General features: G+C 49.6%; 13 protein-coding genes, 1 tRNA gene and 4 pseudogenes. 12 read left to right on the top strand and 6 right to left on the bottom strand.

What is annotated here, in order from left to right; all coding sequences use genetic code 11:
- Positions 1–226: 226 nt before the first annotated feature.
- Entirely contained in the window at positions 227–637 is a 411-nt protein-coding gene (locus A6A26_RS10735; protein WP_063878714.1) for a hypothetical protein, read from the top strand.
- Between the two features lie 159 nt (positions 638–796).
- Here the strand turns inward: A6A26_RS10735 and A6A26_RS10730 are convergent, their stop codons facing one another.
- The 4 genes from A6A26_RS10730 to A6A26_RS10715 form a co-directional block, all read right to left on the bottom strand.
- Positions 797–1495, bottom strand: coding sequence for a DUF1868 domain-containing protein (locus tag A6A26_RS10730; RefSeq protein ID WP_063878713.1), 699 nt, complete (start codon positions 1493–1495; stop codon positions 797–799).
- A gap of 299 nt (positions 1496–1794) precedes the next feature.
- Positions 1795–2064 (bottom strand): hypothetical protein, encoded by a 270-nt coding sequence (locus tag A6A26_RS10725; protein ID WP_063878712.1) that lies wholly within the window; start codon positions 2062–2064, stop codon positions 1795–1797.
- Between the two features lie 106 nt (positions 2065–2170).
- Complete coding sequence (locus A6A26_RS10720) at positions 2171–3157, bottom strand: HlyD family secretion protein (RefSeq protein ID WP_063878711.1); 987 nt, start codon at positions 3155–3157, stop codon at positions 2171–2173.
- 354 nt (positions 3158–3511) lie between these two features.
- Positions 3512–5140 carry an ABC transporter substrate-binding protein gene (locus A6A26_RS10715; protein ID WP_063878710.1) on the bottom strand — a complete coding sequence of 543 codons (1629 nt, stop codon included), beginning with the start codon at positions 5138–5140 and terminating at the stop codon, positions 3512–3514.
- 508 nt (positions 5141–5648) lie between these two features.
- On the opposite strand from A6A26_RS10715, the gene A6A26_RS25730 reads away from it, so the two are divergent.
- The 10 genes and pseudogenes from A6A26_RS25730 (at position 5649) to A6A26_RS10675 (ending at position 14920) form a co-directional block, all read left to right on the top strand.
- Positions 5649–5795 (top strand): hypothetical protein, encoded by a 147-nt coding sequence (locus tag A6A26_RS25730; RefSeq protein ID WP_164484305.1) that lies wholly within the window; start codon positions 5649–5651, stop codon positions 5793–5795.
- Between the two features lie 154 nt (positions 5796–5949).
- A complete protein-coding gene (locus A6A26_RS10710; RefSeq protein WP_063878709.1) occupies positions 5950–6387 on the top strand; it encodes a DcrB-related protein in 438 nt (145 codons plus the stop codon).
- A gap of 17 nt (positions 6388–6404) precedes the next feature.
- Positions 6405–10565 (top strand): annotated as a pseudogene (locus tag A6A26_RS10705) (RHS repeat-associated core domain-containing protein).
- Positions 10556–11002, top strand: a complete 447-nt coding sequence (locus A6A26_RS10700; protein WP_063878708.1) for a hypothetical protein — start codon at positions 10556–10558, stop codon at positions 11000–11002. Before A6A26_RS10705 ends, A6A26_RS10700 begins: the two are co-directional and overlap by 10 nt.
- 135 nt (positions 11003–11137) lie before the next feature.
- Positions 11138–11979, top strand: a pseudogene (locus tag A6A26_RS10695) (RHS repeat-associated core domain-containing protein); the annotation flags it as partial.
- 1 nt (position 11980) lies between these two features.
- Positions 11981–12379 carry a hypothetical protein gene (locus A6A26_RS10690; protein ID WP_253851881.1) on the top strand — a complete coding sequence of 133 codons (399 nt, stop codon included), beginning with the start codon at positions 11981–11983 and terminating at the stop codon, positions 12377–12379.
- A 206-nt stretch (positions 12380–12585) separates the two neighbouring features.
- Positions 12586–12702 (top strand): annotated as a pseudogene (locus A6A26_RS26275) (HNH/endonuclease VII fold putative polymorphic toxin); the annotation flags it as partial.
- Positions 12703–12711: 9 nt separating this feature from the next.
- Positions 12712–12981, top strand: a complete 270-nt coding sequence (locus A6A26_RS10685; RefSeq protein WP_253851880.1) for an Imm50 family immunity protein — start codon at positions 12712–12714, stop codon at positions 12979–12981.
- Between the two features lie 235 nt (positions 12982–13216).
- Positions 13217–13705 (top strand): annotated as a pseudogene (locus A6A26_RS10680) (RHS repeat-associated core domain-containing protein); the annotation flags it as partial.
- A gap of 771 nt (positions 13706–14476) precedes the next feature.
- Positions 14477–14920 carry an ECs1072 family phage-associated protein gene (locus tag A6A26_RS10675; protein WP_063878706.1) on the top strand — a complete coding sequence of 148 codons (444 nt, stop codon included), beginning with the start codon at positions 14477–14479 and terminating at the stop codon, positions 14918–14920.
- A 78-nt stretch (positions 14921–14998) separates the two neighbouring features.
- On the opposite strand, the gene A6A26_RS10670 is transcribed toward A6A26_RS10675, so the two are convergent.
- On the bottom strand, positions 14999–16579 hold the full coding sequence (locus tag A6A26_RS10670) for an ArnT family glycosyltransferase (RefSeq protein ID WP_253851879.1): 1581 nt from the start codon (positions 16577–16579) through the stop codon (positions 14999–15001).
- 736 nt (positions 16580–17315) lie between these two features.
- Here A6A26_RS10670 and A6A26_RS10665 point away from each other — a divergent pair.
- Positions 17316–17864: a hypothetical protein gene (locus A6A26_RS10665; protein ID WP_063878704.1), complete on the top strand. Its 549-nt coding sequence runs from the start codon at positions 17316–17318 to the stop codon at positions 17862–17864.
- Positions 17865–18215: 351 nt separating this feature from the next.
- On the opposite strand, the gene A6A26_RS10660 is transcribed toward A6A26_RS10665, so the two are convergent.
- Positions 18216–18292, bottom strand: a tRNA-Arg gene (locus tag A6A26_RS10660).
- Between the last annotated feature and the right edge of the window lie 41 nt (positions 18293–18333).

Here is an 18333-nt window from a genome sequence, read left to right as displayed (position 1 = left end):
TCGATTCCCTCAGATCAATTGACCGTTAAGCCTGGTGGTACGTACGTAAGCATTGCTCATTCACGCTCTCGAACGGAAACAGTTAGAGTCACTCTTACTCCTCACTAAACCAGAGAGGCTTAATAGAAAAAATCATCCACATTATTTACGAAGATCATTATCAGAAAATTGAAAACCGTGTTGGCTTCATAAAACTTCACCTGACATTGAAACAAGGATATTTTGTATGAAAACCAAAATTAATGCCTTATTACTATTATCCCTATTTTCTTTTGGCAGCCAGGCTGCATCATTTACAATTAATGCAAAAGATCACTGCATCTACCCGCCATTAAGTAACGTCAGGGTGCAATCAGGTACCGCATTACAGTTTCAGTTGCAACCGGGTACCTATACTATGTCCTTGCTCTCAAATAACATGAGTTGTGCAAATGGTTCATTAAGCGATGGCTGCCAAATCAGCTCCGTCTATTTACAAGGCGGTTTAGGTAATGCTCGCTGGGGCACCACCGTTGGTAGCGCGCCCATCACCGTCAACGTGCCTACTACCGCAACCTTTATGGCGTTTGTGACAGACGATAACTGCGTTGACAATACAGGTAGTGCAACCATACAAGCAGATAAAGTTTCAAATTAATATATTCCGCGAGCTGTCTTATTGAGGCGACTCGCGGAATTTTTTTAAACTTAAGCCTTTTAAATAATCTATAAAAAAATCATTTTATATAATTTTCACGCCGATTTAATCAGTGCTGCGCCGCAATATTAGCCTCTTAGCAGCTAAAAGAAATTTTGATTATTCCAGCCTCAACAACGGCCTGTAACCCAACATATCCCGGAACGTACAAAACTCAGGCGCGCCCAGCTTAATAACCGGGGAAACCCGCATCAGTTTTTCCAGATACGTTGCTCTTAACATCTGCAGCAGGCAGAGCTCCTCATCGACCGGTTTGTGGATGAGGTAGGACACGCTGATATGAAACTCGTAGACATCGTGATTGCTTCGTCTGCAGTGTAGTGTGCTGCTGAGCGCGTTCCGGAGTGAACGTATTTTGCTATTTTCCGCCCAGTCCAGGGGTGCCAGCGACAGGGAAACACCTTGCTTTAGCGCAATTCCGCCAATGCGCATCTGCAAAGGTAAAGAAGATGTTAGCCTGAAATCTGCCAGTTTTGCGGCAAACAGCCGATCGCACTCATCCATCGAAACATCAAGATTCAGATCTTGTGGCCAGGCCGGATGATACCGTGCCCGATCGTTGGCACCATTAAACACCGTCATGTGATAGCTCGACGGCGGCAGAAACGCATAACAGCGACCCAATCCTGCGGCTTTCATCGCGTCCACCATTTCGCCAGTTACACCGACCATCTCACTGTCCTGGGCCAGATGACAAATCAGCGTGTTTCCTCTGAAAGGCAGTACCTCACCTTTAGCGTTAAACTTTTCACCGATGGCATTCTCTTTCCACCCTTCCTGCTCCAGCACTTCTGACATGATTTAGGCTCCCGCGCATGATCGTGAACGCTTATCTGTGGCGTTTTAATGTCTGGACTGGCATGACCACAGGCGATGTTATGACGTGAGGCCACAACGCTCTTTATGGCTCCCCATCTTCAGGATACCGCGCGATCATGACCGTTATCAGACAGCAGTGCCGGTGGAACAGGAGCGGGTAAGCAAGGCGTGGTTTTAAACGCACGGGTTCAGGACAGCGAGCGGGGGTTAACCCAGAGCAGGCAAAAAAACAAAACGGGATGTCATGCCATCACCGCCCAGCGCTATCGACGTCCTGACTATTTTTTCCGTAACAGAAAAACAGCAATTGCGGTTAGCACGCCCATCAGTGGCATAGCGATAGCGCCCGAGAAAAAGTCGTAATGGTCATGGCGATTACTCCGGCGAATATCAGCAAAGCGGTTAAGCGCCTGATTGCTGTTAATCGCACTCACCTCTTCAAATTGTTTTTCATAGCCCTTTTCTTCCAGCAGATAAGCGCCGTCCGCATCATTTCTTTCCAGAACAACGATGTGCTGACCTTTTTGATAGAAACAGTAATCGGGCATTTTACGATTCGCCTGAAAGGGAAGTGAGAAATGAGGCTATCCTGCCCGGGCTGATGGTGTAAATACATATTCTTCCCCTGTGCGTCAGCCACCAGCCTGAACCGGATTACACATTATGCGCTGAGACCGAATGATGCTCACTGCTGAAGGTATTACCGGCCTGGGCATTTACTCTTTGAAAATGCGGTTCGGCATGATTCTCCCTGGGCGTTACAACGACGGGCTTACCGGATGTTAATCCAGTGATAGTGTTTTGCGAATTGCCGGATTCACCCGCGTCCGCTTTCGCGGGAATGGATTTTACCGAATCCTCAGAAGGCGTATAAAGCGCCTGCTGCAGGGTGCTTTCATTTTGTGAAAGGCTCTCATCCACCTGCGCCAGCTGGCGGCGCATAACGTTGAGCTTAACGGCGGTCGCCAGGGGTATTTGAAGCTGTTGATCGTTCAATACGCTTAACTGCTGGCGGGCACCATACTGCTGCTGTAACAGCGCACGGTACTGGCTCTCATAACCCCATACGGTCGATTGCTCCTGCTCAAACTGAAGCGTGGAGATGTACCCCTTTGCTAACAACGGCCGCCATTTGTTGACCAGCTTTTGAGCCATACCGATTTGCGCCGATTCAATTTTAATTTGCTCTGCCAGCTGTGCAAGTTGACCATTCAGCATGGCTTGCTGGAAACGGCTGTCGCTGACCTGCTGAAACGCGAGTTGTTGGGTATGATCGATGTCCTGAAGCAGGCTGCTCTGTTCAAGCTTTAGCTGCGCACTGACCAGCCGAATCTTTTCCGCCGCCAGTTTAGCCTGGGCAGAGGCAAGCTCAAGTGAAGCTGTGGTGAGCGCAGCCTGGCGCTGGCTCAGCGTGGCATCTGAAGCTGCGCTGGAAGTAGGCGGTCGTGGTAGCGTGGCATGCGTTGCTGCCGCCAGCCGCGCGTGCAGAGGGTGGCTTTGCACGAAGCAGATCACGGTCATACTTCCCAGTACAAAAGACACCCAGTTTCGCCGGAGTAAAAGCACCCAAGGGGACAGCGTTTCACCGCACTCAGCGCTGGAAGAGTCAACTATCTGCTTCTTAAAAAATGGCTTTTCCATTTTTTACCTTCAAATAAGTGCGTGGGGATATTACTGGGCAAGGCACCCGGTCACAGATGTTTTATACGTGCAGTTTATTCAAGGTGGATCGGATCATTGATTTACCTCAGCGCATAACATCCCATTTCCGCATGCAGTTTTAAAACAGAAGAACATTTCCAGTCGTTACCTTTTGCAAGCGAGTTTCAATCGGTGGGATTTAGCTGGGCGAAAATGTGCGTTGACTGCGTGGTGAAAGGGCGTTTTCCGTCGCTGACAGGAAAGGCCGGAGATTGCACCAGGCGATCAGGGGCCAGAATCTGGCCCCTGATGAGTTAAAAGCGCCGTCCGGATAAGGGCGAGCAGCGACCAGCCTTACTTAACAAGATAAAGGTCCTTGGTGTAGTAGAACCCCAGGTGTGAGGGTGCATAACCGCCGACCTTTGGATTGACCAACTTGTTGAGCGCACCATAGAAAACCGGTATGACCGGCGTATCTTTCGCGATAATGTCGCTGGCTTTCTGGTAGTCCTGGGTTACAGCATGGGGATCGGTATCCATCCCCGCGGCTTTTACGGCCGCATCAAACCCTGTGCTGGCATAGCCTGAGCTATTTTGGCTGTCGCCACTGCGGAAGGTATTTAAAAAGGTAGAGGGCTCACTGTAGTCACCAATCCAGGTATAGCGCACCAGATCATATTGTCGCTGATGCATGGTATCTAACATGGTTTTCCATTCCTGGTTTTGCAGAGTGACCTTTGCACCTAATGTTTTACCCCACATGGAGGCCGCGGCAATAGCGATACGTTGGTTATCCTGATTGGTGTTGTAGAGCAGAGTAAAACTCAGAGGATGACTGGCGGAAAAACCGGCTTCATTGAGCAGCACCTGCGCTTTTTTTACCCGTTGCGCCTGCGTCCAGCCGGCCCACTCAGGCGGCGACAGCGTGACCTCCCCCATGGACAGAGGGAGAACGGTATAAGCCGCTTTATGTCCCATGCCAATGACTTTATCGGCGATGATGCCTTTATCCAGTGCCAAATCCAGCGCCTGACGCACGCGAGCATCGGTAAAGGGCGGTTTATGCGTATTAATTTGAAAGTAGAACACGCTATAAACAGCCGTGCTGTGAACCTCTTTGGGCCGCTCTTTTTTCATCCGCGCAAAATCAATGGCGGGAATATTCTCCGTAATCGTAATACCGCCAGCCAGGTAGCGGTTAAGCTCGGCTGAAACGTCGTGAATGGGTAAAAACGTCACCCGGTTAATTACGGTATGGGCATTATCCCAGTAACGATCGTTACGGGTCAGCGTAATTTTTTCATTTACCACCCACTGATCCAGTTTATACGCCCCGCTGCTGACCATGTTGCCCGGTCTGATCCAGGCATCGCCAAACTTTTTAATATTGTTTTCGCTGACCGGGAACAGGGAAGGATGCGCAACAAACTGCAGAAAATAGGATACCGGTTGATCCAGGGTAACCTGCACGGTGTGAGCGTCTAACGCTTTTACGCCCAGGCTGTCAGACGGGCTTTTACCGCCCGTTACCGCATCGGCATTAAGGATGTGCGCATAGTTAGCAAAAGACGCATAAGGCGAAGCGGTTTTTGGATCGGTCAGACGACGCCAGCTGAAGACGACATCTTCGGCGGTGAGAGGCGATCCGTCTGACCATGTCAGCTCAGGGCGAAGATGAAAGGTCCACACTTTGTTGTCGGTCGTTTCCCACGAACTCGCCAGTCCTGGCATGATTTTGCCCTCAGGATCTGTCCGCACCAACCCTTCAAACAGATCGTTAATCACAGCAAAAGCATCATTGGTTTCGGCTTTATCGACATCCAGAGTTGAAGGCTCATCACCGTTGCCCCGCACGATCTCCTGCACAGGGGCCAGCGCAACGCCATTGGGTACATTTGCCCCAAAGGCCACCGAAGAGAACGACAAACTCGTAAAAATTGCAGGTAAACACAGGCGGGCAACATATAAACGGCTCACGGACATTCGTCTGATTCCTTTTTTGCTAAGTGATAATGTGACTTCGTACCACGACCATTGCAATTTGTGGGCCAGGGGCGAGGGTTTGTGCCATGCCAGTCTGCGGTCGGTTCACGACTAAAACCGCGTAGCGGTGCACACTTCTGATGCAAAGAAGCACGTCACCGCTCAAATGTGACGCCGGGGTGAACCCTGGATTGCGTTACTCCGCCTCACGGGCGCATCTGTTTTGTGCACCGAGACAAATATGTGCACCGGGACAAATAAGGGCGGCCTGCGGTAATACACGCCGTGGTCTGCTTTTAAGATGATGGGCAACACCGCTAACAGCTTGCCCTGACCTTCATAAGGTAAAGCCCGCAACACAGGCAGATAAAACAAGTTGGCTGTCGGTCTGCGCCCCGCACACGTAGGTTAACGAAACTTTTACGTTATCCTGCCGAGCCTTTTTCATCCGCCACATACTTGTACAGGCAGGGCCTGATAGAGTCATTCACATCAATCAGGAGCCCGTATGAAAAAAGTGATTCTGTTCGTTATCGCGTTAGCAAGTGTTTCTGCCCTGTCGGGCTGCATCTGGCCATACTGGGGACCCGGCGGCGGCCCGGGACAGATGGGACCAGGTGGCGGTGGCGGTCCTGGCGGCGGTCCGCACAGGTAACCCATAATGGCCTCGCCTTGAGGCCATTATCCCTTTGCCGATAAGGATTATTCTGACATTCCAGCCAGGCCCTCTTCCCGCCCTTGCCTTTGCTGGAGATTCCCCGCTTTTCATGACAAACTTGAGCACATCTTAAGGATAAGGAATGTGTACGATGTCAGGCTCAAACATCGCTTGTCTGTTTACGGAAGGTCAAATCACACTGCCTGAGGATTATCAGGACCGCACGGTTAATGCTTTCACCGCTTCTGCTGCCAACGCCCCCGCTTTTACTCTCTCACGCGATACGCTCGCCGACGGTGAAGCGCTGCCTGCGTACATCGATCGTCAGTTAACGCTGATGCAAAAACACATTAAGGGATGGAAACAGACTGAACGCGGCCCTGCCGTACTGGGTGACGATCTGCTTAAAGGCGAATGCGTGCACGCTAATTTTTTGCGTGACGGCAAACGCACCTGGCAACAGCAGTCGGTCTTCACGCCGGATAATCACAAAGTGCTGGTCTTTACCATGACCTCCATGTCCGCCATCAGTGACGCTGATCAGGCACAGTTTCAAACGCTGCTTAAAAGTTTTCGCTTTAACGCTTAACGACAAGGGCAATCATCATGTTTGAAGCTGCACGCCTCGGCGATGATATCGGTCACTCTCATGCGCTGGCAGGCATGATTGCGGGTACCCTCGTCGGTGGATTGATCGCTGCGGCAGGCGGTATTGCGGCGGGTGCATTGATGGTCGCCGGCCTAGGCGCATCCTGTCTCGGCGTTGGCGTATTGTTGGTTGGGCTCAGCATCGGCGTGGGTTATCTCACCGGAGAACTGGCTACCGCCGCCCGGGATGGGATAGCGGATGCTGGCGCGGCCAGCATCACCAAAAAAGGCACGATTACTACCGGCTCACCCAACGTGTTTGTTAACAGTAAACCTGCCGCTATGGCCACCAACAGCATAGTGGCCTGCTCGGACGATGGTCCGCAGCAGATGGCGGAAGGTTCCTCCCGGGTTTATATCAACGGCCTGCCTGCAGCACGTATCGACGATCGCACCACCTGCGATGCAAAAGTGATGACGGGCTCTGACAACGTCTACATCGGCGGCGAACCTGAGCAAACGCTCCCCATCAAGCCTGAAGTGCCTGAATGGGCCTATAAAGCATCGGACCTCACTCTGCTGTTTGCCGGCCTGGCCGGTGGCGTGGGCGGTGCGGCTGGCAAAGTCGGGGCGCTGGGTAAATTACTGAGCAAGATTCCCGGCATCAACAAAATCGCCCGAGTGGCCTGCCGTGCTGGTGCCTTGATGACCGGTGTGGCGGCCGCAGGTATTGTTGCCCGTCCGGTGGATATTGTCAGCGGCCAGAAATTTCTCAGCGGCGACGATGAGCTGGATTTTGTGCTCCCTTCCCGGCTGCCCGTTAGCTGGCAGCGTTACTGGCGCAGCGGTAATCCCGGCGACAGCATATTGGGCCGTGGCTGGAACCTGTTCTGGGAAACCCGGCTGGAGCGCTATCAGGATGGACTGGTCTGGCGCGCGCCCTCCGGCGATTACGTCTCTTTCCCTCGGGTACCAAAGGGACAGCGGACTTACTGCGAAGCGGAAAAACGCTGGCTGGAACATCACCGTGACGACAGCTGGTCGCTGTATGACATCAGCGGCGAGCGCTGGCATTTTATGCCATTGCCCGACGACGGCCCCTCTCTTCCCCTTTGCCTCACCGACCCCTGCGGCAACCAGATAACCTTTGACTGGAACCCCGATCATACGTTGAACGCGCTGACAGACAGCGCCAGTCAGCGCGTGGTATGTCGCTATGCCGATAACAGGCTTAGCGGAGCCTGGCTGGATGACGAAATTTGTCTGGTCAGTTACGCTTATGACGATATGGGCCAGCTCGTTACGGTAACGGGCCGGGGCGGTAGCGTGCGTCGACGCTTCCAGTGGCGCGACGGCCTGATGGTCGCTCATGAAGATACAAACGGCCTGCTGAGTGAGTATCGCTGGCAGACAATTGATGGTTTGCCCCGTGTGGTGGCCTTCCGTCACAGCGGCGGCGAGCAGCTGGATTTTGAGTACGATTTTGATAATGGCACCCGACGCGCGCGGCGTGATGACGGCGTTGAGGCGCACTGGTTGATCGACGATGACGATAACGTCGCCCGCTTTACCGATTTCGATGGTCGCCAGACAATGCTGGTTTATCGCGCGGGCGAGCTGTGCGATGTCATTATGCCCGGCGGGGCTATGCGCTGCAGCAACTGGGACCGCTATGGTCGCATGACGCAGGAGATCGACCCGGTTGGACGACGAACCACCCGGCACTGGTTCCGCATGACCGATCGTATCCTCCGTACCGATTATCCCGATCTTACTGCTACCCAGGCGGCTTACGATCTTAACGTTCGCCTGCTCAGTGAAACTGATGCGCTCAATAACATCACCACCTATCACTATCCTGATGACACAGAAGTGCTGCCAGACAGCATCATCGATGCAACGGGCGGCGTGGTAAAGCTGGAATGGAACCGGCAAGGGCTGCTGACACGGCGTACCGACTGCTCCGGCAGCGTAACGACGTTCAGCTATGACCGATTTGGTCAGCTTATCCGCAGCGTAGATGCTGAAGGCCATGTTACAGCGCGCGAATGGAATGACAGTGGGCAACTGTGCGCCATCATTCATCCGGACGGCAGCCGTGAAACCCTGCACTGGAATCACCAGGGGCAGCTCAGCGCGTGGCGCGATCCGCTGGAAGCCGAGGTGCGCTGGACCTATAACGCGCTGGGTTTACCGGTGAGCCTGACAGACCGGATTGGTCGCACACGTCGCTGGCATTATGATGCACGTGGCAATGTGCTCCGTCTGGAAAACGGCAACGGCGGTGAATACCGATTTACCTGCGATCCGCTCGGTCGTCCATTGAGTGAAATCCGACCCGATAAAACCTCGCGTAATCTGGAATGGAACGCGCAGGGTTTTCTCAGCGGTTTACAGGAAAACGGCAAGCCCGCTCTCGATGGTGGCGCAGCCCGTCGCTGGCAGCACTTTCGCTACGACGACAGCGGCCTGATGACCGGACGCACGACGCAGCATGCCGAATACCACTATCGCCGCCACCGGAGCGGACAGCTCGCCGGCCTGGTTCGTATCCCGACCGCAGAGGGGATCGCACTCGGTATCGAAGAGGATGAAATCGCCTTCACCTATGACGCAGCAGGCCAGTTATTATCCGAATCCGGTATAAACGGAAAACTGGATTACGAATGGGATGCCCTCGGCAACCTCACCCATCTGACCCTGCCGGGGGAACAGCAGCTTGCCTAGCTGCATTATGGCTCTGGCCATGTCAGCGCCATCCGCTTTAATCAGCAACTGGTCAGTGAATTTACCCGCGACCGCCTGCACCGGGAAATTCGCCGCAGTCAGGGCGCAAGGGAGCAGGCGCGCCAGTACGACAGCCTTGGCAGGCGCACGATGCAGCGCAGTGAATTGCATAGCGAGGTGCTCCTACCGGAAAAAGCCATTCTGGAACGCGCTTTCCGCTATTCGGCACGCAGTGAACTGGAGTCTGTCAGTGATACGCTGCGCGGCGACATTATCTATGGTTACGATGATGAAGGCCGCCTGCTGAAGCACTATGAAGCCAGACAGGGCCACAGCACGTCGCATTTTGCTTACGATAACGCGGACAACCTGGCGGCAAACGACGATGCACTGCACGCGTTGCCGGTTACCGACAACCGGCTGCATCACTGGCAGAATCTGTTTATGAAATATGACGGCTGGGGCAACCTGGTCCGTCGCCGTAGCGGCCTGCATGAGCAGCATTTTACCTATGATGCCGAAAACCGGCTCATCACCGCCAAAGGCAATGGTCCGGACGGCGAATTTACCGCACACTATCATTACGATGCGCTGGGCAGACGCACCCGCAAAGTAGTCAGAAGCCGGCACGATCGCAAAGAAACCCGTTTCCTCTGGCAGGGCTATCGTCTGTTACAGGAGCAGCAGGATAACGGCCAGTGCCAGACCTATGTGTATGATCCCAACGAGGCCTGGAGCCCGCTGGCGCGCATCGACCATATGGCAGACGGCGGTCGGGGCGATGTATTGTGGTTCAATACCGATCTCAATGGGGCACCGCTGGAGGTAACCGATGAACGCGGCGACATCCGCTGGAGCGGCCAGTACGGCAGTTTTGGTGAAGTGCGCCGGCAGACAGAGGGCTTTACCCGGCTGGCGAAACAGTCTGCCCTGCCCCATCAGCCGCTGCGTTATGCGGGCCAGTATGCGGACAGCGAAACCGGTCTACACTACAATCTGTTTCGCTATTACGACCCGCAGGTGGGACGGTTCACGGTTCAGGACCCGATAGGGCTGGAAGGCGGCTGGAACCTGTATCAGTATGCACCGAACCCGCTGAGCTGGGTGGATCCGCTGGGGTTGAGTAATATTCCCACAACCTTCAGGGCTATGTTTAGGGAAGCTAAAAGGAAATTAGGTATACCTAAAAATACGAATACACCACAAGCTGTAAAGGTTTTCGACGCTAAATATGAAAACAGAACAGTATGGGAATTTAACCACAACGGCGATAAGAAATATATCATTATGCATGAAGATGACAAATTTGGCCGGGGGCCTCATTTACACACTGCTGATGATTTGCATGGGAATCCATTAGAGAAAAATGTTCGTTACAATCAGCACTCCGGACATATACCTGAAAGTAAAACTGGAATCACAAATATGCGAGAAAAAAAAAGATGCCCCTGACATTACAAGAGAAATTAAAGGAAGCAAAAAAAAAGGGTCAGTTAAAGAAATTGATCGAACTTATAACTTCAGAAACTGGATGCAGGCAAGATAGCATCGAAGTTAGTAGCATCTCTTATCAAGAGGTAGTAGATCATGTTTACGATCTCTTAGTGCTTGAAAAAGATATATTTGACATTAACCCGCAAAAAGAATGCTTTCTAAAATTCATCAATTCGATCCCAAGTATTGAATATCTGATCACATACTTCGTTACTGAAAGCAATGTATTTTTTTTAAAAATAAAATGTGGAATTATCAAAGATAATCCAGAATTTTTTTTGAGTGGCGTTGACACTATGAAAAATAGTAGAGACAGAATCTTTATCAAAGAGGATTTCAGCAGAGGCTTTGTTGTGCTTAGTAGCGAATATGGCATTGAAAAAGCCAAATGGTAGTTATTGAAATTATTATCATTAAGGTAAAATTTAAATATTCATCTCAAATCAATATCAAATATTTTTTTATAAATTATATAAGGGTTCTTTGCCACACTCAGGAGCAATTAATTTATTTTATGGAAAAATATTACAGAAACCCGATTACTCTGGCAGGGCTATCGTCTGTTACAGGAACAGCAGAATAGCGGCCAGTGCCAGACCTATACGAGGCCTGGAGCCCGCTGACGCGCATCGACCATATGGCTGACGGCGGACGGGGCGATGTATTGTGGTTCAATACCGATCTAAATGGGGCGCCGCTGGAGGTAACCGATGAACGCGGCGACATCCGCTGGAGCGGCCAGTACGGCAGTTTTGGTGAAGTGCGCCGGCAGACAGAGGGCTTTACCCGGCTGGCGAAACAGTCTGCCCTGCCCCATCAGCCGCTGCGCTATGCGGGCCAGTATGCGGACAGCGAAACCGGTCTACACTACAATCTGTTTCGCTATTACGACCCGCAGGTGGGACGGTTCACGGTTCAGGACCCGATAGGGCTGGAAGGCGGCTGGAACCTGTATCAGTATGCGCCGAACTCGCTGAGCTGGGTGGATCCGCTGGGGTTGAGCAATTGCGGTGCTCCAAACAAAAAGACATCTTATGAAGGTATCAGTCGCAGAGATGCGTTCAGGCAAGCTAAAAGGGATGCTGGAATACCAAATAATCAGCAACCAACTAAAATTCTGCGGCCTGAATTAAGGGATGGTAACGGCAATGTAGTAATCGGCAAAGATAATCTGCCGATAAGAACGCGAGAATATCATTTTGAAAACAAAGACAATAAAACTGTGTTGATACAGGAGCACAGTTTAGGCCACCAAAAAGCCCCCCCTGGACATGGTGCAGAACCTCACTTTAATACCCGAACCATTGAAAGGCCAGATGCCGGAAACTTTCCTGGAACGCATGGCCACTATAATTTCCCGTGGAGTAATTAACATGAACCTAATAGATTTAATTAGTTACAATAATTTTTTAAAAAAAATATTCCCTGATGGAATTGAAAGTAATGTTCTTATTGGAAAACTATCACTCGAGTTAGGAGGCCGCCTTGCATTAAACATTCATACCAAACAGAAACCTGCATTTGAAATAGCCAAATGGGGAAAGTGGGGTGTTGATTACAATGTAATTGTCATACATGCTTTAGGTGGAAAGGGTGATATTGTTAACATAAAGAAATGGAGTAAAATAGAATACGCTCATTTATCAATAAATAAAAATGGTAGCGTATATGACTTACAGCAAACTGGCCTTCATCATGAACTATTCTTTTCCGTCGATGTTTTAACTTTTCAAAATTGCACTACATACTTAGAACAAGAAGACATCTTATAAAGGGGGCAGCCGCAAGGATGCCTTAGGCAAGCTAAAAGGAAGACTGGAATAACAATGAATCAACACTATGGCCCTATCACAAAATCCGATCTATTAGATGGGAGTGGTAAAAAATCATTAGGCAGTACTGGCCAGCCAATTAAAAAAGGCATTCCGAATTTGTTGGTAAAAAAGGTCAGTCCGTTCTTCTACAAGACCATAGTTTAGGACATGCCAAGGCTACTTCTGGTCATGGGGCTCAACCTCATTTTAAGGTCAGACCTCTTAAAAACCTGAATGCTAGTTCAGTTCCTGGTACTCATGGCCACTATAATTTCCCGTAAGGTATTTCTATGTGGTTTAAAAATGCGATAGGTAAAGAAAAAATTCAATTCATTTTCGGCAATGAATTGAACATTAAAAACATCGAAATTTCAAGTTTTTCATTGGAGCGCTTTTCAGACTTAAAAATTCATTTCTTTTGTAGGGAAATACCGAAAAAGCATCCTGAAAAATGGAAGAAGGATGGATTCAATGCACTTAGCCTGGTGATTAACTTTGGAGATGTTATCCATTTAAATGCCACTGGTTCTGGAATCGGCTTCTTTGCTCCCCGAAAATAAAGTCCTTTGAAAATTATTCAGAAATAAAAATAAAAAATAACGAGCTCGATTTTTATTGCAAATCAAAGTTTTTAACAATTGAAAGCATCACACCATATATAGATGAACGATGGGACTAAAAACGAAGCCAGCAAGGCTGCTGGCTTCCTTTTCAAGCGAACATTTCGTTATTAAAAGACAATCATCGGTCAAAATTGACACACCATTGCTGAGCTAAACTAATAACAAAAATATTAAAGAAATCCGTTTCCTCTGGCAGGGCTATCGTCTGTTACAGGAGCAGCAGGATAACGGCCAGTGCCAGACCTATGTGTACGATCCTAACGAGGCCTGGAACCCGCTGGCGCGCATCGATCATATGGCAGACGGCGGACGGGGCGATGTGTTGTGGTTCAATACCGATCTCAACGGGGCACCGCTGGAGGTAACCGATGAACGCGGCGACATCCGCTGGAGCGGCCAGTACGGCAGTTTTGGTGAAGTGCGCCGACAGACAGAGGGCTTTACCCGGCTGGCGAAACAGTCTGCCCTGCCCCATCAGCCGCTGCGCTATGCGGGCCAGTATGCGGACAGCGAAACCGGTCTACACTACAATCTGTTCCGCTATTACGATCCGCAGGTGGGACGGTTCACGGTTCAGGACCCGATAGGGCTGGAAGGCGGCTGGAACCTGTATCAGTATGCACCTAACCCGCTGAGCTGGGTGGATCCGCTGGGGTTGAGTGTTGATAAAATCAATATATAAAGATGCTCCATATCATAGCCCCTCAGATAACACCGTAAAAAATAGAGTACCCATCAACGGCCAGTCAGCTTTGGACAATTCTGTTCAGGTAACCAACGTCTCTAAGAAGCGTCAGGACTGATGTAAAAGACAATAAGATTTTTATAATAGATTAAACGCAGTTTTTATCTGATTTAGGCGATGAGCATCTGGCCAAATAGATGAGTGGGATGCTTTAGATAACAAACAATAATCCACGTTTAAATCCGGTAAAACGACGAGAATAGCCATTTAATGAATGTCACAGCAGTATTTTCCATGTCTTTATTAACAGTATGTACTTTTTTACCCGCCAGCCCTATGATTTGGCTGTGTCACCTGGACACGGTGGAGGTCGATATGAGAAATTTCGGTTTCGTCGTTCTTGGTCTGGTGGGTTTCTCTGCATTCAGCGTTGCGTTTTGCACACTTTGTTTATCCACTGCCGGTGTGTTGCATTAATCGCGTCTGAATTCCTCGACATGGCCCTTTGTGGCCATTTTTGTTTTCACTGCATCAAACGTAAGTTCTGCTATTTTGCTTTCTCCGCTTCATAAAAACGGCATACTGCACAGCCCAACTTTGCAGGGCACTACGCAGCGGCACTGAAGCAGTAAAACCCAAAACTGTTTTTTTACGTCCGAAAGCGGCTGATTATGCTTGCAACCTTTGCCGCACGAGTTCCTTCTGCTAACGTTGTTATGATAACGACACTTTCGGACAAGGTAAGCTATGAATCAGTATGACAATCTCTGGAATGCTATTGAGACGCGCGTCAAGCAGAACAACGATGCCACGACGCTGGATATGGGCAATTCCGAAAATGTTTTTGTTAATCAGATCAGGCAACGTACGGCTCAAATATTCATTCTTGAAATCATTCTGGACAAACACCGCAAACAATTTGGTACGCGCTATTTTCCTTTATCAGGAGAGGAGGCGCTTTATCACCTGATCTTTACGCGTACAAACTGGCTACCTGCTCAAATCAGAACGCTGTCACTTTCCGATGCGCTGTTTGTTATTGCCGAACTTTTCCGAGACGGAAACCTTCAGGAAGGCGTCAAAAACTTCCTTGGCACCCAGGGGCTGCGCAATGTTTCCCATTCTGTTGATGAATTCTCGGACAGGGACTGGGCGCCAAAGGAAAATGAAGTTCATCTTTCACTCCCCTGAATGACGATAGCGTCAGTGTGGAATATTAACAGCGCCTGCAGGATGAACGCAGGCGCGTTAAGTCCGTAATATTTCGGTTTACCTGTTCAGTCGGTAAAGCTGGTAGTTCTCTTCATTATCCGCAGGCCTTTCCCCCTGCCAGACCAATGTTCCGTCGACATACTCTTCAGGGTGCTTTTTATCATGCTGCACCAGCAGCCAGTGACAACGATAAGCACCTCTGTGCTTCCCTTCTCGTAATGTTATCAGCCCGTCATAATATTCCAGTAAAGCTCGCTGCGGCTCGCCAAGGTGCTTGCTTGCCACACACTCATCCTTCGGCAACCAGGCCCGCAACGGGATAAACACATCAGAATAGCGCTTAGTATAATCCAGGTACGGCATGCCCAATGTCATGGCTAAAACCCAGCACAGCGTGATGCAGCTGGTAAAAACAGCTAAAGGACATTGCCGACAGGTGCGGTTAAGCAACACCAGCCCGCTGAGCATCAGCGTTGCCAGTAATGCCACAATAAGCATCACCGGAGAGAGCTGCGGCGTGAAGCCAGGTGCGCCGTGCAAGACCCATTTGTTCCACAACGGTGCAGGCCAGCCAGTCATCAGGATGATCCCTGCCCCCCACATAACCGCAGGGAGCAGGCAGAATAGTCCAAGTGCCCAGGGGCGTAACTTTTCTGTCCAGGTGCTTTTCTGCTGGCAGGCTCCAACGGCCAGTATGGCCAGCGGCAGAAGCAGCGGCATGGCGTAAAGCTCACGCGCATCGGAAGCGACTGACAACGTAACGAAACCGGCAGAAAAAAACGTTACCAGCACCTTCGCAGGGGCACTAATGCCGGTTTTCCATGTGCGCCAGAGCCACCATGAAGCCATCGGCAATGCAGGAAAGGCATACCAGGGAAGCAGTTTGAAGTAAAAAAAGTGTTTCGCTTTGGGGCCAAGTTTAGCGGTGCCATCGAAACGGCCAACGTTATTCACCAGCAGCCAGGTTGAAAACAGTTTTTCTGAACGCATCCAGAGCGCATATAACCACGGTGCAACCAGCGGGCAAAAGACCAGCACCGCGATGGCACAAAATATGGCATAGCGTCTGCTACGACATTCTGCATTCAGCAAAGGTAGCGCCAGCGCAGTTAGCCCAAGAATGCCGGGGCCGAGAAGCCCTTTTGACAGGAACATGATGGCTGCGCCAACGCCCAATATCGTTCCTCCCAACATGTGGCGGCGAATTCCCAAAACGAAACCGTAAATGCCAATTGCACCGCCTGCCAGCAAAGCAGTGTCCGTAATCATCTGGTGAGCCCGGACAGGAAAACCGACACAGGCAAACAGAATAAGCACCGCCCAGCGGCCCGCTCCCCTGCCAAACAGCTCCCGGGACGTCAGCGCGATGGCGTAACAGGTGATCAAGATAAACAGGCCCGTTGTCAGACGCGCTGCATCCGGTTCGCCCAGTAGTGGACTAAACAGCCGGAGGAAGAACGAGGCCACAATGAAATAGAGCGGCGGCTTTTCCATAAAGGGTTCGCCCGCCAGCGTAGGTACTACCCAGTCACCGGTTTGGGCAATATGACGGATCAGCCCAAAGGTATAAGCCTCATCCGGCTTCCACGGCTCATGACCCACAAGCCCCGGTAGTAACCAGAAGGTGAAGACAACCATGCACAACAGGAGTGAGATTTGCTGAGATGCAGGTAAAAAAGGTCGGGTCGGGTATATGTAAGTCGCACTTTTACTGGCAAATGTTTGAGGTAAAAAGCTTTCCGGGCCTGCAGCCCGCGTAACAGGAAAGCCCCTCTGGCAATGTCTTGTATTCACGATTTACTGGCCTGCCCTACCGGTTTTTACGTTAATGGACTGATTTAAACTTCACCCTGTCCATGCTGATTCAGTCATAATGTTCGTGCGTAAGCTGTACAGATGAGACCTTCACCCGGTTCGTCTCAGACATATGCCTCATTGTTCATGCAATGTTTCTCTCAATTTCACTTAAAACTGGATGAACTCATTACGAAAAGGGAGGCCTATGCGCTTACTGGTAATGAATAAGGTAAAGAAAGCGGAATAAACGAGGAATAAACATACTGTGCTTTAAGCTGAGATTTCAGACAAAAGCCATTAGCGACTGTTTGTTTAAAGAATAGTTAATGTTCAGTGAAAATAACGCATAAATAATTTTTCTGCCAAACGGTTTAGTTCATAAAAACATCATAAGCCAGAGGAACCTTTCGCACTGGCTCAGCCTCAATAAGGCCGTTATCAGAAATAACATTCACTTTTTACGCGCTTGCAAAAGCATTAATAAAGCTAAATAAACCATCCTTTTCCAGGGTTAGTACTTATCAATTTGATGTATAATAACCCGATAAAAAATCATCAACCAAAAGGACTTAACTTTATGAATGCAAAACAGTATGGCGTCCCATTGCTCGTATCATCTCTTATTCTGGGCGGTGCCATTTTCTGTGCAGCGATGGTTAACAAAGGACTCATCCTTCAAGAAAAACACGTCATTAAGACTACGTCAGGTAGTGTGAACCTCGGTGAAATTTATAGTGAAAAACGTGGGATGGATATTACCTTAGCGGCTGCATCGGATAACGCACCAAAAGAAATAAACCTGACTAATTTAGATCCAAACAATTTCTCAGGCGATATTCATAATGCGTTAACCAAAATAGCAAATCGGGCTAACGAGCAACAAGGTTTATCCGGTGATAAAGCAATAAAAGTGGATAAACTATCCTCTAACTTACCTTTTAAGCTGCACGTAACAACTTATATTCAGTACATATCTGAACACATACCTAATTACAAACTGGTTATTGAGGAAAAAGATTTCATTATCGAGAAAGAAGTATTTGAACATCGTATTAATACTGAAGCAGAGAAGATGGTAAAAGAAAGCGCTCCAGTATTTTCTGCAAACAGTTTTATCAAAGATTAAAGTTTATCTTTTCCCGGTTCTCAGGAAAATTATTGAATAAAAGCTGGTCTTTCCACAGACCAGCTTTTACTATTTTTTATTGTAGACAACGCGCATGAGGAAAACGCTGGTTTTATTTCTTTGCATTTAAAAAGCAGGTTCTGGTATTTTTTTCGCCTAAGAATATTACACACATCCTCAATATTTTTGTCATACAGCAATGTTGAGTTGATGCATACCGTACCACTGACTTCCCCCATATTGGATAAGAACGCAACAGGTGACCCTGAACCGAAATGGACCAGTTAAAAGATTTATGTTCTGATTTTTAAGGGAAAAGTAGACTTTAAGGGATGTAAACAGAAGAGAAAGTGGCGCGCCCTACAGGATTCGAACCTGTGACCTACGGCTTAGAAGGCCGGTGCTCTATCCAACTGAGCTAAGGGCGCGGAGAGGTTGCGTCGAATTATACGGTTGAACGCTGTAACGT

This window comes from Pantoea sp. OXWO6B1 (genome assembly GCF_001641135.1).
Lineage (GTDB): Bacteria > Pseudomonadota > Gammaproteobacteria > Enterobacterales > Enterobacteriaceae > Pantoea > Pantoea allii.
The sequence above is the reverse complement of the archived record's forward strand: the minus strand, read 5'-3'. Positions and strand labels throughout refer to the sequence as shown.

Bases quoted from the DNA above. Each gene is read 5' to 3' on its own strand.
- A6A26_RS10690 (WP_253851881.1), top strand. From the start codon at position 11,981: ATGAACCTAATAGATTTAATTAGTTACAATAATTTTTTAAAAAAAATA.
- A6A26_RS10700 (WP_063878708.1), top strand. From the start codon at position 10,556: ATGCCCCTGACATTACAAGAGAAATTAAAGGAAGCAAAAAAAAAGGGT.
- A6A26_RS10730 (WP_063878713.1), bottom strand. From the start codon at position 1,495: ATGTCAGAAGTGCTGGAGCAGGAAGGGTGGAAAGAGAATGCCATCGGT.
- A6A26_RS25730 (WP_164484305.1), top strand. From the start codon at position 5,649: ATGAAAAAAGTGATTCTGTTCGTTATCGCGTTAGCAAGTGTTTCTGCC.
- A6A26_RS10685 (WP_253851880.1), top strand. From the start codon at position 12,712: ATGTGGTTTAAAAATGCGATAGGTAAAGAAAAAATTCAATTCATTTTC.
- A6A26_RS10735 (WP_063878714.1), top strand. From the start codon at position 227: ATGAAAACCAAAATTAATGCCTTATTACTATTATCCCTATTTTCTTTT.
- A6A26_RS10675 (WP_063878706.1), top strand. From the start codon at position 14,477: ATGAATCAGTATGACAATCTCTGGAATGCTATTGAGACGCGCGTCAAG.
- A6A26_RS10725 (WP_063878712.1), bottom strand. From the start codon at position 2,064: ATGCCCGATTACTGTTTCTATCAAAAAGGTCAGCACATCGTTGTTCTG.
- A6A26_RS10715 (WP_063878710.1), bottom strand. From the start codon at position 5,140: ATGTCCGTGAGCCGTTTATATGTTGCCCGCCTGTGTTTACCTGCAATT.
- A6A26_RS10710 (WP_063878709.1), top strand. From the start codon at position 5,950: ATGTCAGGCTCAAACATCGCTTGTCTGTTTACGGAAGGTCAAATCACA.
- A6A26_RS10665 (WP_063878704.1), top strand. From the start codon at position 17,316: ATGAATGCAAAACAGTATGGCGTCCCATTGCTCGTATCATCTCTTATT.
- A6A26_RS10720 (WP_063878711.1), bottom strand. From the start codon at position 3,157: ATGGAAAAGCCATTTTTTAAGAAGCAGATAGTTGACTCTTCCAGCGCT.
- A6A26_RS10670 (WP_253851879.1), bottom strand. From the start codon at position 16,579: ATGGTTGTCTTCACCTTCTGGTTACTACCGGGGCTTGTGGGTCATGAG.